The organism is Microcoleus sp. bin38.metabat.b11b12b14.051 (assembly GCF_013299165.1).
GTDB lineage: Bacteria > Cyanobacteriota > Cyanobacteriia > Cyanobacteriales > Microcoleaceae > Microcoleus.
In genome coordinates this window covers 20,456-35,335 of record NZ_JAAFKD010000031.1, presented here as the reverse complement: position 1 = coordinate 35,335, position 14,880 = coordinate 20,456, and the positions used below count along the sequence as shown (strand labels likewise).

Genomic DNA, 14,880 nt, shown 5'->3' with positions numbered 1-14,880 from the left:
TGAGACAACCTATACTTACTGAGAGCTTTTGCCGATCGGGATTTCGATCGCAAAAGTAGTTCCGCATCCTATTTCAGACATACACTCAATTGTGCCCTTGTGCTTTTCTACCACAATCGAGTGCGCGATCGACATTCCCAAGCCAGTACCCTTCCCCACAGCTTTTGTGGTAAAAAACGGGTTAAAAATGCGATCGACTATCTCCTGCGGAATCCCCGTACCGTTGTCGGAAATTTTTACGATGACAGTGTTTTGGGGCGTGACAACAGTGCAAATAACAATCCGGCCGCTCTTTGGCTCTGCTTCTGTAACCGATAATTTCTGATATCGTTCTTCAATCGCATCAATTCCATTAGCCAGAATATTCATAAACACCTGATTTAGCTGGCTCCCGTAGCACTCCACCAGCGGCAGTTGACCGAACTCCTTAATTACTTCTATTTCCGGGCGCCTGTCGTGACTCTTCAAGCGGTGCTGCAAAATTAACAAAGTGCTGTCTATTCCGCCGTGAATATCGACCAGCTTCGTTCCCGCTTCGTCCAGCCGCGAGAAAGTCCTGAGAGACAGGACAATTTGCCGGATGCGATCGGTTCCCACCTGCATCGAACCGACAAGTTTTCGTAAATCCTTGGCCATGAAATCCAAATCAATCTCTTCGATGCGATCGACAATTTTTGAATTAGGTTCGGGATACTCATGTTCGTAAAGAGTCACCAAATCTAGCAACTGTGTAGTATACTGGTGGAGATAATCAATGTTAGCGTGAATGAAGTTAACCGGATTATTAACTTCGTGGGCGATGCCGGCCACTAACTGCCCCAAAGAAGACATTTTTTCGGTTTGAATGAGCTGAGCTTGCGTAGAGCGCAATTTAAGCAGCGCTGACTCTAATTCTCCCGATCTTTCTCTTTCTCGCACCTCACTTTGTCGCAGAGATTCATCTGCTTGTTTGCGAGCCGTGATATCCTGGGCAAACCCAATGATTACCTTGGGCATACCCTCAGCATTCCTGCTAAAAATGGTATCCCGACTTTGCAGCCAAAACCATTGATTATCTGCGGACTGCATCCGGTACTCAATTTCCAGAACTTCGCCATCTTCAATTCCTGCAAAGCTTGCGTGATATTCCAAAACTTGCGGCATATCTTCCGGGTGCATTAACTTAGGTATCAGTGACGAACCCATCGCTTGAATTTTGTCAAAGCTATAGCCCAAAACCTTGCCAACAGAAGAATTAGCATAGATATTTCGCTGTTCTTCCAAGTCGTAGAGATACAAAATACCGGGAGTTGCATCGGCGATTTTTTGAATAAACTGCTGGCTCTCTTGCAAAGCTAATTCAGCTTGTTTGCGATTCGTAACATCAATAGTGATGCCGTCCCAAACAATATCACCGTTTTCTTTAGCTTCAGGACGGGAAATTATCTGAAACCACCGAATTGTGCCGGAAGGTAGCACGAAGCGTCCTTCCCAGTGCCAAGGTTGCAAAGTTTGCGCTGAAATAGCAACTGATTCATCATGAGTTTGACGGTCATTTGGATGAATCAAATCTGTTACTAAAGTCGCCTTTTTAATAACAGCTTCTGCTTCTAATTCAAATATTTCTACGCAACCAGGACTAATGTAAGAGAAACTGGAAGATCCATCTGTACGCAATACAAATTGATAAATTACTCCCGGCACATTACCAGACAGCTTTTGGAATTTGGCTTCGCTTTCCCGCAGTGCGGACTCTGCTTGTTTGCGCTCCGTAATGTCAGAAATTGAACCAACAATACGGACGGCTTTTCCAGATTCGTCCCACAAAGCTTGTCCGCGACTGAGTATCCATTTGTAAGCGCTTTTGTGGCACCACAAGCGGTATTCGACGATGTAATGCGGGGTTTTTCTGTCTAAATGGTCTTGGAAAGCTTGCATTACTAAGCTTAAATCGTCGGGATGCGTGCTGCTGTTCCATTCGTCAAAGTAATCGAGCATTGGGATGTGTTCGTATCCGGTGATTTCCTTAAATCGATCGGACAGAAATATTTCTCCTGTTTGCAAGTCCCAATCCCAAATGCCGTCATTGTTCCCTTTGAGTGCTAACTGCCAGCGTTCTTCAGTTTGCCTCAATTGGGCAGTTCTTTGTTCGACTCTATTTTCTAGTTCTTGATTGAGCTGTTTGAGACTGTCTTCTGCCTGTTTGCGCTCGATCGCAATTCCCGCTAAATGCCTGACAGATTGGATCAATTGCAGCTCAAAATCTTGGGGGATGCGGGGTTCAGCGTAATACATGGCAAAAGTTCCCAATACTTGACCCGCTGATGATAAAATCGGAGTAGACCAGCAAGCTCTAAGCCCAAAACCCAAGGCTAAATTTCGATAATTTGCCCACAAAGGATCGGTGGCAATATCTGTCACGATTACCTGTTCGCGACGAAAGACAGCAGTGCCGCAGGAACCAACATTCGGGCCGATGGCTAAGCCATGAATAGCTGCGTTGTAACTTTCGGGCAAACTCGGCGCAGCTCCCTGCTGAAAATGTTTACATTCTGGATCTAGAAGCAAAATCGAACCCATCACATCTTTTGATTGCTGCTCGATAAGTTTAACTAAATTATGTAAAGTATCGCTAAGAAGTGCGCCCTTAGCAATCATTTCTAAGATTTGTTTTTGACCGTTTACCCAATTTTCAGCTTGCTTGCGCTCGGTAATGTCGCGGGCCACCCACACAACTGCTTTTTCGGTCATTGGGGATATGGTAGCGGCAAACCAAATATCTTGGTTGTCAATGGGCAGGCTGTATTCTATGGAACGCATCTGCTGCGTGTCAGCAGCAATTTTAATTTCCCTCAGGCACAAGTCTGCCAAATCCCGGGGGATGATTTCGTGCATAGTTTTCCCGACAAGTTCTGCCGGAGGTTTATACAAAAATTGCGGGTTTGTCGGGGCAATTTTTAGGTGACGCCCCTCAATATCGATGACTAAAATTACGTCGTTCATCGCAGCAAACAAAGCCCGCAATTCCGATTCAGAAGCTTGCAGGGCGATTTCAGCTTGTTTGCGATCGCTAATGTCGCGCCCTACGAAAATGAAAGAGTTGTCCGACATCGGTGACATATTGCCCACAAACCACCTTTGTTCGCTGCCAATTTCGAGGCAGTATTCAAAAGTACAAGTTTGATTCGTAGCGGCGGCGGTGCGAATTTTATCCAGGAAAAACTCGGCTGTTTCAAAATCGAATATATCGCTGACTTTCTGACCGACAAGTTCTGCCGGCGGTTTGTACAAAAATTCGGGATTTGTGGGAGCAATTTTTAAGTATCGTCCCTCAATATCGAGGACCAAAATAATGTCGCTCATGGCAGCAAACAAAGCCCTAAATTCTGTTTCAGAAGCTTGCAGGGCGATTTCAGCTTGTTTGCGATCGCTAATGTCGCGCCCGACTCCTTGATATTCGATCGAGCTGCCCGTACTGTCAAAAATCGCCCGATTCGTCCACTGCTGCCAGCGAGTTTCCCCTGTTTCGAGAACGACGCGGTGTTCGCAGGTAACGACAGGGTTTTCTTTACTTAAAGAACTGAAAGTGCGGCTGATAATTTCTCGGTCTTCTACCGGGATTAAGGGCATAAAAGTATGCCCCTCGAAATCCGATCGCAATTTATTGAAGTAGCGGCAGTAGGCATCGTTGACAAAAGTAATAATTCCGCTGGGCAAAAAGCGGCAAATCAGTTCGGTTTGGTCTTGAATAATTGCCCGATAGCGAGATTCGCTGGCTTGCACTGCTGCTTCTGCTAAGACGCGATCGCTAATGTCTGTACCGACGAACAGCAGCCCAATCGATCGTCCTTTGGCATCGAGCAAAGGTTTGTTTCTCCAGGCTATCCAGACTTTTTCCCCATTGCTGCGGATGTTTTCATTCTCGTGTTTGAAGTATTTCTCCGGCTGTGCCACACAGTCTCGAATCATTGTGGCTAAGTCATTTTCCGACAAATTGGCCGGATCTACAATTGTGCCGATCGCGCTTTTGCCAATTATTTCTGCTTGTGAATACCCGAAAAATTTTTCCGCAAACTCATTAAAAAAAGTAATCTTGCCTTGATTGTCTAACTGCACAATAATGCTGTTAGCATTCTCCACCAGTTGCCGATACTTAGCTTCGCTCGATCGCAACTTCGCACGGCCGTACACCCCGGTAAAAACCGCCACCCCGCTTACAACCGCCAGCAAGCCGCCTCCTGCGAGCAACCATCCCCGCAGCGGCGAATTATGGGGCCATCCTCCCGCCGGAATTGCTGCCAACTGCCAGGAACCGTTGGGCAATGTCACTTCCAGCACCACGGGATTGTTCTGAAAAATCGACTTGTCGCCGAAAAACACCTCGCCGATCGCTCCCTTGGCATCTTTGCCCCTGACAGCGTATTGCAGCTTGGCTGAGGAGTCGTTGAGTCCTGCTTCGTCAATGATGGTATTTTTGTCAAGAATCAGGCCGATCAACCCCCAATAAACTCCTGTTTCGGGCTCGGCGCCGGAGGGTGTGAGAAAAATGGGCGATCGACTGACAAAGGCCACGCCCCCCTCCAACAATTTTACGGGCCCTGCAACCAAGGTTTTTCTGGTATCGATCGCCTCTGCCACCATTTGCCACTGTTCCGGTATCGCCATCAAGTCAACCCCGATCGCCCTTTCATTTCCCTGTCGCGGATAAATGTAAGCGATCGTCGTGCCTTTAACTAAACTGATGTTACGAATGCCGGTTTGCTGTGCCACCAGAATTCTCGCCGTGGCTGCAAACTCGGCTTCGGTGATGTTTGGCTTGTGGGAAATGTCAGCCACCAAACCCCGCATCAAAAACAGCCGAGAATTTAAAGAGCTTTCGAGTTTAGAACGCACTGTGCTGAGCCGATCGAGCGTGCTAGCGCGGTTGTGCAGCAAAAATCGCTCTTGTTGCGATCGGTCTAAAATGCCAACTCCGACCAAAATTGCTATTAATGTCGAAATTGCGGCTAAATACGCTGAAATTTGGAATTTTTTAACCTGAAAGTATTCCATTGGTGGGTAGTTCAACTATATTTTTAAGTATTTAGATAGATTTAGTTTAATTCTATTTCTCTAGGCAGATGCAAGATTTCCGCTCTGCGGGGCTTTGCACAACTGGGCGGGAGTTTTTTGTGTTATGTGACACTCAGTACCGCAGCGGTGCGATCGGTAGGGTGCGCCCCCATCGCACCGCTGCGGCACGGGATCGCTCCCGAAACACGCGATTTGTTGGCTAAAATAAGGTTAGCAATAATTTTTTCAGCGCTGGCGCGAATCATTCATAGGGGCAATTTGATGCAAGAACAGTTGATGGAAGCGATCGCACCTTATCGCGATCGAGTAGATTATCTAGAAGTTCGCCTCGAACAAAGCGAATCAACAGCCATTAGTTTTCGTGGCCCTCAGTTAGATGCAGTCAATCGCAGTTTCAGTCTAGCCGGCGGCATCCGCGCCTGCCACAAAGGCGGCTGGAGTTTTGTAACATTTAATGGTTTAGCTGAGTTAAAAGCTCGGATTGAAGAAGCTGTCGTGCAGTCTCGCTTGGTAGGTAGCGAAAAAACTGTACTAGCAGATGTCACTCCGATTCAAGATTATGTAGCAGTGGAATTTGGTCGCGATCCGCGATCGATTACTCTAGCAGAAAAACGCAAGTTGCTCGAATCTTACAACCAATTGCTGTTAGATTCCGACCCGCGAATTCAGACGACAATGGCGGGCTACAGCGACAGATTTGGGATTACTTATTTTGTGAATTCTCAAGGCACTTGCATTGCTCAAGAGCGTTTGGATGTGACGGGGCGCTTCGGGGCGATCGCCCGCGGTGAAGGTGGTGTCGTCCGTCAAGGCTTTGAGTCGATTCATTCGCGATCGGATTACGATGTCTTGACAAATATTGAAGATCGTGTTAAGAGTGCGGCAGTTCGAGCTGTGGGCCAACTAGAAGCAAAATCGGTCAAAGGCGGCCAGTATCCGGTGATTTTAGACCCTTATTTGTCGGGGGTATTTATTCACGAAGCTTTCGGCCATTTGTCGGAAGCTGACGGCATTTACGAAAACCCGAAAATGCAGGAATTATTGACTTTGGGTAAGCCTGTGGCGATCGAACAATTGAACGTAATTGACGATGCAACATTGCCGGGATTGCCGGGAACCCTCAAATACGACGACGAAGGAGTGCCTGCTCAGTGCAAGCATTTAATTAAAAATGGAGTTTTAGCAGCTCGAATGCACAATCGCGAGACTGCGGGCAAAATGGGCGAAGCTCCGACGGGAAATGCCCGGGCTTTGAGCGCTACTTTTATGCCATTGGTGCGGATGACTAATACTGCGATCGAATCTGGCGCCCATTCTTTCGACGAAATGGTGGGCGACATTGAGGAAGGAGTCTATGCAGTGCGGATGCTGGGAGGACAAACCAACGGCGAAATGTTTACCTTTGCAGCGGCGGAAGGTTTCATGATTCGCGATGGCAAATTGGCTGAACCGGTGAGTGATGTCACTTTAAGTGGCAACGTATTTCAGACTTTAAAAGATATTGAGGCGATCGGCAACGACTCAGTTTATGCCTACGGCGGCTGTGGAAAAGGCGGCCAGGGCGGCTTGCCGGTAAGTGTCGGCGGCCCCCACTTGCGGATTAAAAATGTCGTCGTCGGAGGACGGTGAAAAAGCTTTTCTGGGCGGGCTCGCGTGCCCACCCCACAAGAACATTTAACTAAGAGTGGAACAGGCATCTTGCCTGTTGTTGAGAGTGGAACAGGCAAGATGCCTGTTGTTGAGAGTGGAACAGGCATCTTGCCTGTTGTTGAGAATGCTGCTCTTCGGTGAATTCTTCCTTCTCAATAAAAAACCCCGATTTCTTCCAGAAACCGGGGTTTTTTCTACCGACTAAGAGAGGAGTGAAAATTTAACAGGTAATGATTGCGGGAATTCTGCATTTCTCACACAACCATCTCGACTTTACAGACAAATTTCTGCGACGGCTTGCTTACAACTGTTTCATTTCCTCTTCCAGCACCCGAACCAAATCTTGATTGCCGCTGGCTCTAGCTACTTCGATGCGGTGTGTCAGTTGCTTCTGAATATTAGCCCGGTGGGTTTCAGCTATTTTTCTGACGTTTTGACGATTTGTGTTCATGGTGGACGTTCCTTATATTAAATTTGGTGTAAACCGCTACTTTTTTAATATAGCGCAAAATTTCAAAAAGTATCTAAATTTACAAAAAGTTTACAGTTATTGACCGATCGACCAGAATAGTGTATAATATGCCGCATATGTCAATAGCTAAATCTTGATTGAAGTTTAGACTAAGCACAAAAAGTTTGGCACTCGCGATACCAATGCTCGATCGTAAAACGACGCAGATCTAGTTCAAAGGTGGCATATGCAGGCATTGCCGAGACATCGATCGGCAAGTTGACGAAATTCGTATAATTGTTCAAAGAGAGATTGCAGGTAGATTTGAGATTTTTTGCGCTCATTCTCAATTTTCTACCCTTACGCTGTCTGTTAAAACTATCGCAGACAGTTTTTTTTCTTGTTGCAAGTCTCCGAGAACGTCAACGGTCGCTGGTATTTATCTTATGGTTGAACCTGATAGCTTGTCGCCAGCGACCATTCACTATTTTCCTTCCCAAATCAAATCTAAACGATCTTGAGCTTCTTGTAAGGCTTTTTCTACAGGTTGTCCTAGCATAGAAGCTTCGATGGCGCGACCTAAATTTTGTGAAATGCGACTATATCCCGCGATAATAGGACGCGATCCGGCAACGGACATTTGATCTACAAAAACTTTAATCACAGGTTTTCGTTTGATAAATTCTTGATAAGCTTGACTCTGCGCGGATTTCATATTAGCGGGTAAAAATCCCGTGCCAATACTCCATTCTGTTTGAAATTGTTCACTCAAAGCATACTCCAAAAACCTTAGGGCAGCCTTCTGTCTTTCGGGAGTAGTTTTCATCACAAATAATGTCCCAGTTCCGGTGACTGTGGCTGGCCGAATATTGCTGGGTACTGGAAAAACTCCATAATCGACATTACTTTTCATAATGTATGTCCAAGGGCCAGTAATTTGCATCGCGACACGGCCGGAAATAAAATCCCCTTCTTCATAACCTCTTTCTGGCATTGATAAAGTCGCGGAACCGTCTTTTAATAAATCTTGCCAAAATTGTATAGCCTTTATCGCACCCGGATTCATTAAATTAGGGCGATTATTTTGGATTATTTCACCATTCGCACTTAGTAAAAAGGGAAACCAACTGAAAGTAGTCCATTCTCCTTTACCAAAAGGAATTAACATTCCATACTGTTCTGGTTTCCCATCTGAGTTGCGATCTATAGTGAGTTTTTTCGAGACTTCTCTTAATTCTTCCCAAGTTTTAGGTAATTCGGTAATTCCCGCTTGTTTAAATAATTTGGGACGGTAAAAAATCCCTATAGAACTGGTAGAGATAGGCACTGACCATGTATGACCATTTAATTGAATTTCCTCTAGAACACGGGGATATAATTCTGACTTCACTGGCAATTTGTCTAACCAATCTTCTAGTGGAACAATGGCATCTAAATTAACAAATTGACCTGTCATTTGGGGGTAAAAAGAAAGGATATCTGGTGGGGAATTACCCACAACAGATGTCAGGATCTTTGGTAATTGTTGGTCTAGTTCACCCGCGAAAATAGATTCTACCTGAATGTCATGATTTTTCTGATTAAATTTTGCAACTAATTTTTGGAATACATCTCGGTTGACAGGAGGGTTAATTCCTTGCCATAGGGTTAAGTGAATGACTCCATCATTTTTGTTGGTGACGCTTTGGCATCCTGTGAAAATAAACAAACATACAGTGAGGATAATCGCGATTAACCAACTTTTTTTTGGTGAAGCGATCGGCTTTATTTTGCTAATCATTATTTAAATCAATATTTGCTGTAAAACTCTTACTCACACTGTCTTCAGCTCTGGTGTAAATGTAAGTACGAGGCTGAGTAATTTTTACCGTTTTGAATTTTTTTTGTGCTCTTTCCCATAAATCGGTATCTTCTCCATAGGAAATATTTTGAAACCCTTTTAATTCAAATAAAACATGGCGTTTGAGAAAAAAACTAGCACCCATAACACACTCTTCAACATTAATTAGTTTTCCAGGTTGATAATAATCAGCTACAAAAATATCTCCATCCGTCTCAAAGCCTCCCGCAATACAATCCACTTCAGGATTAGTTTTCATATACTCCAAACGGGATTCTAAGTGATTTGGTTTATATTGATCGTCGCTATCAAGAAAAGTAATGTATTTACCGAAAGATGCTTGAATACCCGCATTTCTGGATAAGCCCATTTTCCGGTTTTTATGCTTGAAATAGCGGATATTTTCATGTTTTTCTAGAAAGGGGCTAATTATTTCAAATGTAGCATCTTGACTGCCATCATCTATAATAAGCAACTCCCAATCTTTAAAGGTTTGATTGAGTACACTATTAATGCAATCGCTCAAATATTTAGCTCGATTGTAAGTAGGTACAATAATTGATATTTCTGGGATATAAGAAAAATTCAGAGGACTCATAGGTGTAAAAAACTGATAACTTGTATATTTTTGCAAGATGTTTGCAAATTTAAAATTGAAAAATTTACATTCATCCTAAGCTGTCGCACATTTAAATTGTATATTGAGGGCGGGCGGGACACCCCACAAGAGTTTTATTTTTTTTGACATACAATTTAACTGCATAACAGCTTATCATATTTTAATCAAAATATCAAGCAATTATATCAGCAATGTAGCTATTAATATACATCCTAGCTACTTTTGCTAATTTAATTGTACATGATTTGATTAAGATCCGGGTCGTAATCAGGCTCTTCCACCGTGGGATGATTTATGGCAATTTTCCTGCTATAGCAATCCGTTCATCAGTTGTGTAATTGTTGTAGGGGATCTTAAAGAGCCCGGTTGCCCGAAGAATGCTGGGGTAGGCAAAGAAAGGCACTACCCCTACAAATCCTCATGAATGATTTAGGATTGCTATATGCTGTCTGGATTGTTATTTAACAATGCAATCCTTTAATTTCGATGAGTAATAATTCGTTGCCATCAATCCAACGAAATACCTCCTGTGAAACTACATCATAAGCTTCAAAGTCTTCGATACACCATGAACTTATGTGCTCTTCGTGTGGGTTGTTGAATACTTCTTCTTGTGGCCACAATCCCAAGGGAATATTAATGATTATTTTTTTCCCTTTTTTGATGATTTTTTCAATTAAAATGACGGCTTCATCTTTATGTAGATGTTCAAGAATATCACCAACAATGATTAAATCATAGTTGGTCACGTCATCAATAACTTCTTGTGCGTCTCCTATAAAAATCTGGTCATACAAAAACCGATGGGTATCAAGAATATAAGGCTCAAAAATTTCAATGCCATCTATCTTAATACACCATTCTGATTTGTTGTATCTTCCTTGCCCAATTTCCAGATATTCTCGTAACAGAAATCCCCATTTGCCAAAACCAATACCAATATCTAGTATTGATTTAGGAGAAATGTCCCATATTTTCTCAATTGTTGGAGAAATATGTTTCCAACTCGATGACGGCATATAATTAGCTCCTATTGATTATGTTATCTTAAACCATTTATAGGTAAAAATACAATACCCCCTCTCGACTTAAATTTCCACTGCTTAAATGCAGAACAGCTTATTTATATTATGGTTGAACCTGATAGCTGATCGCCAACGACCGTTGCCGTTCTTGATAAAGGTTCGCCAGTCTCTGGGCGATTCACGAAGAGGGATAGCTTCGCACGCGCCCACTTTTTGACCTGCTTAGTCTAAACTCCAAATCTTGACAATAATACGCAAAGTCCGAAGCCAAGAGATCCATTGCCGTAGAGCGAAATTAACCGATCGCAGACCTCAAAGCCGTGACAATACGGACTGTGCAACGCGCTGACACCAGTGTCGATCGACTAAAAAGAGCGGGATGGCGCCAGCGAACGTGTCTGGTTGACCTGAATTGTTTAACGCAACAGAGGATCTGCTAATTCATCCATCTTTTTAGCAAGTTCAACGTCCAAGTTACTGATTGCATCACCTAAATCGTAAGTAAGCAGATTTACTTCAACTGAATTATAAATATTCAGCCATATAGGGTGATGTTTAATCACCTCTGTGTGGATCGCGACGCTTACCATCCAACCCATTGCCTCATTAAAAGAATGAAACTCAAATTTTTTGTACAACTTGCCTTCTTTGACTACCCAACCCGGTAGGCTGCTTAGGGCTTCATGTATTTCTGTTTCGGTGAGTTTATAGCCTGTCATTAGTTACTATGCTCCTGATATTCAACGATCTGGAAAGTTTGTGTACACTATACTCAATTGATGGTTAAGCGAAAAAGATAGTTTTCATTTTTGCTTGCTTCTTGCCTTTCTTTGGCAATTTCTTCCACAGTAAAGCTGGGCGGAATTTTTTTTATTAGCGCTAAATCTCCCAGACTGGAATAAGTTAAAAATATCTCTCCTTGAGGTGAAAGATATTGGGGAACCTGTTCGATAAAATTGATGAAAATTTTACCACTGGGATCGTTGGTTGACACTTCTGCAATACTTTCAATTGGTTTATCCAACAAAGGGGTGTTAAAAAGAATGACATCAAATAAAATGTCAGGCAAAGATTTGAACAAATCCGAATGGTAAATTTTAGCTTTGCGGAAATTTATCAACGTATTTATTCTGGCACATAGTACAGCATAGTCAGCGATATCAGAAAGGTACAGTTCCTCTACATATTCACCTAAACTCAGTCCCACCACTCCGGTACCACAACCTAACTCTAAAAGCCGTTTTTTCTTAGTCTTGAGATGTTGATATCTTTCCAGAATAGGATTTAAGAGCAAGAAAGAGCTACAACCCGGGGCTGGATGATAGACATTAGGTAGAGCAATAATATTCATATTATTAATTCTATAAGTCGCAAATTTAGCCTGTTTATCGATAAACGCCTGATGCAGTTCTAGGAAGGCTTGTGTTTGTTGCATTTTTCTGGAAGTTAAAGTGAAACTTCAGTAATTGTACACTCACATTATGCCGATCGTAAAGTAGGGTGCGTCGCTACGAACAGTTCTCGCGAATTACAAAGATTCTTGAGCGACGCACTTTTGCGACATTATAAAGGGGGTGCGTAACCCGGATTTGGTATAAATAGACATCTCCCATAATTCTTGTGGAACAGGCCCGAAAGCCTGTTCAAGATTGGCAATTCTTGCGATGTCTAATTTACAATTGGGCGATCGTCCGCAAAGCCGAAACCAACTGCTGAAGGTGTGCCACGTCGTGAGTTGCCATCAGCGAAATCCGAATTCGACTCACGCTGACAGTAGGAGGCCGAATCGCCGGAGCAAAAATACCCATCTCCTTGAGCTTGCTGCTAGCAGCTAAAGCTGTCGCTGCATCTTTTAACGGAAAACTAAAAATTGGGGAGAGTGAATTGGTAATTGGTAACTGGTAATTGCTAATAGCTTCATATTTGAAATTTTTGATGTTTTGCTGTAGCCGTGAGCGCCTTTCGGGTTCTTGCTGTACAATTTTCACAGCTTCCAAAGCAGCCGCCGTATCAGCCGGTGTCAATGCCGTAGTATAAATCCAAGTCGGAGCTCGATTGCGGAGAAAATCAATCAAAACAGAAGAGCCTGCAACATAGCCGCCCAAACTTCCCAAAGCCTTGCTGAGTGTGCCAACTTGAATCAAAGGTTGTCCGCTACACCCGAAATGTTCTACGCAGCCAGCACCGAAGGCACCGAAAACGCCTGTAGCGTGAGCTTCATCTACTAACACCATACAGTTAAATTGTCCGGCCAAATCTAGCAACTGCGGTAACGGGCACAAATCCCCATCCATGCTGAAAACGCTATCAGTAACAATCAAACACTTGCGATAGCTGCTGGCGCGATTTTCATCGAGCAAAGCCCCCAAATCCTCAACATTGCAGTGAGTGTACTCCAGCACAGTTGCACCGCTGAGCATCGCTCCGTTTTTTAGGCTCGAATGGTTGTGCTTGTCAGATAATATCAAATCGCGCTTGCCGACGATCGATGCGATCGCCCCTAAATTCGCTAAATATCCAGAACTGAATACTAAAGCGTCTTCGGTTTGTTTTAAATTAGCAATAGCCAGTTCTAGCTGTCGGTGCAAATCGCGGTGTCCGCTTACCAACCTCGAACCCGTCGTACCCGTACCAAATTCCTTAGTTGCAGCAACAGCCGCTTGCATCAACCTGTCATCGCCGGCAAGTCCCAGATAATCGTTGCTGGCAAAGTTAATCAGCCGCCGCCCTGCTAATTTTACCACAGATCCGGGGCAGCTTTCGATCGATTGTGGCGATCGATACCAATCGGCCCGGCGCACAGTGTCCATGGACTTCTCTAGCCAAGCATAAGGGTCTGCATTCATATTGTTCAGCGATCGAGTAATAAGTTATATTGTCTTATAATCAGTTCCTGCCTACCACACAAGCATATGCCACTCACTAAAAAATACAGATTAGTCACCCGCAGCGATTTTGATGGTCTTGTCTGTGCCGTTTTGCTCAAAGAACTCGATCTGATTGACGAGATTAAATTCGTGCATCCTAAAGATATGCAGGATGGAAAAATCGAAATAACAAATAACGATATTAGCACAAATTTACCCTATGTCGAAGGAGTTCATCTAGCTTTCGACCACCATTTCAGCGAAACCCTCAGACACGAAAAAATCAAAATCAACCACATCATCGACCCCTATGCAGCTTCCGCAGCTAGGGTGCTGTACAAATATTATGGAGGCAAAGCAAAGTTTCCTGAAATTTCCGAAGCGATGATGGCGGCAGTTGACAAATCCGATTCCGCTAAATTTGCTAAAGAAGAGATTTTAGATCCGGAAGAATGGGTGCTGTTAAACTTTTTAATGGACGCCAGAACTGGGTTGGGCAGATTTAAAGAATTTACGGTTTCAAACTATCAGTTAATGATGCAGTTGATCGATTACTGCAAAAATCATACTATCGATCAAATCTTGGAGCTTCCAGATGTCAAAGAAAGAGTAGACCTCTACTTCGATCAAGAAGAAAAATTCAAAGATCAAATACAGCGTTGCGCCAAAGTTTATGATAAGTTAGTAGTCTTGGATTTACGCAACGAAGATGTGATTTTTGCGGGAAATCGTTTTGTAATTTACGCTTTGTTCCCCGAGTGCAATATATCCATTCACGCACTGTGGGGACTCAAACAACAAAATACTGTTTTCGCAGTTGGTAAATCTATCTTTAACAAAACTTCTAAAACTAATATAGGGGAGTTAATGTTAAGGTATGGCGGCGGCGGACACCAGAATGCCGGAACTTGTCAGATTGAGAATGACAAAGCTAGTAAAGTTTTGAAAGAGTTAATTGCCCAGATTGAACACAATGGTTAAATTGGATTTATCTTTTTTGCAGTCAGGACTTTAGTCTTTGATTCTGAGAATTTTCAGGACTGAAGTCCTTACTAAAAACGGGGCTTTCAGGGTTTAATTCCTGGTGGCAAACCTGGTTTTTAGGACTTTAGTCCTTACGGCAAACCCGGGTTTATTCTTCCAGGTTTTGAGGTTGTGGGTTCTGGGGGTTGAGATTTTCCCCACTTTGACCTTTGACTGGGGGCAAATGGTCTACTAAACCCATATCAAAAGCGACATCCGGCAAATCAGCAGCGTTATATTTTCCGGGCTCGAACAATCGCCCGGGAGTAAAACAAGGCTGTTTCAACTGTACCACTTCGCTAGGTAAAAACATTCCCCTAAACATTTTGCGTTCGAGTCCCATATTTCCGCTC

12 protein-coding genes are annotated in these 14,880 nt (G+C 43.5%); 2 read left to right on the top strand and 10 right to left on the bottom strand.

Annotated features, from left to right (window positions below; all coding sequences use genetic code 11):
- Positions 1-15: 15 nt before the first annotated feature.
- Entirely contained in the window at positions 16-5,031 is a 5,016-nt protein-coding gene (locus QZW47_RS24700; RefSeq protein ID WP_293133034.1) for a PAS domain S-box protein, read from the bottom strand.
- Between the two features lie 282 nt (positions 5,032-5,313).
- Between QZW47_RS24700 and QZW47_RS24695 the strand changes: the two genes are divergently transcribed.
- Entirely contained in the window at positions 5,314-6,681 is a 1,368-nt protein-coding gene (locus tag QZW47_RS24695; protein ID WP_293133122.1) for a TldD/PmbA family protein, read from the top strand.
- A gap of 322 nt (positions 6,682-7,003) precedes the next feature.
- Here QZW47_RS24695 and QZW47_RS24690 read toward each other — a convergent pair whose 3' ends face one another.
- The 8 genes from QZW47_RS24690 to bioF all read right to left on the bottom strand — a co-directional run bounded on the left by QZW47_RS24690 (position 7,004) and on the right by bioF (position 13,483).
- Entirely contained in the window at positions 7,004-7,153 is a 150-nt protein-coding gene (locus QZW47_RS24690; RefSeq protein ID WP_293133032.1) for a hypothetical protein, read from the bottom strand.
- A 170-nt stretch (positions 7,154-7,323) separates the two neighbouring features.
- Entirely contained in the window at positions 7,324-7,497 is a 174-nt protein-coding gene (locus QZW47_RS24685) for a hypothetical protein (RefSeq protein WP_293133029.1), read from the bottom strand.
- 140 nt (positions 7,498-7,637) lie between these two features.
- Entirely contained in the window at positions 7,638-8,933 is a 1,296-nt protein-coding gene (locus QZW47_RS24680; RefSeq protein WP_293133026.1) for an ABC transporter substrate-binding protein, read from the bottom strand.
- Positions 8,926-9,627: a glycosyltransferase family A protein gene (locus tag QZW47_RS24675; RefSeq protein WP_293133023.1), complete on the bottom strand. Its 702-nt coding sequence runs from the start codon at positions 9,625-9,627 to the stop codon at positions 8,926-8,928. The genes QZW47_RS24680 and QZW47_RS24675 overlap by 8 nt, the downstream gene beginning before the upstream one ends.
- 446 nt (positions 9,628-10,073) lie before the next feature.
- Positions 10,074-10,631 carry a hypothetical protein gene (locus QZW47_RS24670; protein WP_293133020.1) on the bottom strand — a complete coding sequence of 186 codons (558 nt, stop codon included), beginning with the start codon at positions 10,629-10,631 and terminating at the stop codon, positions 10,074-10,076.
- Positions 10,632-11,053: 422 nt separating this feature from the next.
- Positions 11,054-11,356, bottom strand: coding sequence for a 4a-hydroxytetrahydrobiopterin dehydratase (locus tag QZW47_RS24665; RefSeq protein WP_293133017.1), 303 nt, complete (start codon positions 11,354-11,356; stop codon positions 11,054-11,056).
- A gap of 53 nt (positions 11,357-11,409) precedes the next feature.
- The gene (locus tag QZW47_RS24660) at positions 11,410-12,072 is read right to left on the bottom strand and encodes a methyltransferase (RefSeq protein ID WP_293133014.1); all 663 of its coding nucleotides are present in this window, start codon (positions 12,070-12,072) and stop codon (positions 11,410-11,412) included.
- Positions 12,073-12,310: 238 nt separating this feature from the next.
- A complete protein-coding gene (gene bioF / locus QZW47_RS24655; protein ID WP_293133011.1) occupies positions 12,311-13,483 on the bottom strand; it encodes an 8-amino-7-oxononanoate synthase in 1,173 nt (390 codons plus the stop codon).
- A gap of 66 nt (positions 13,484-13,549) precedes the next feature.
- Here bioF and QZW47_RS24650 point away from each other — a divergent pair, with 66 nt between their 5' ends.
- Positions 13,550-14,485, top strand: a complete 936-nt coding sequence (locus QZW47_RS24650; RefSeq protein ID WP_293133008.1) for an exopolyphosphatase — start codon at positions 13,550-13,552, stop codon at positions 14,483-14,485.
- Positions 14,486-14,636: 151 nt separating this feature from the next.
- On the opposite strand, the gene QZW47_RS24645 is transcribed toward QZW47_RS24650, so the two are convergent.
- Positions 14,637-14,870, bottom strand: coding sequence for a hypothetical protein (locus QZW47_RS24645; protein ID WP_293133005.1), 234 nt, complete (start codon positions 14,868-14,870; stop codon positions 14,637-14,639).
- Between the last annotated feature and the right edge of the window lie 10 nt (positions 14,871-14,880).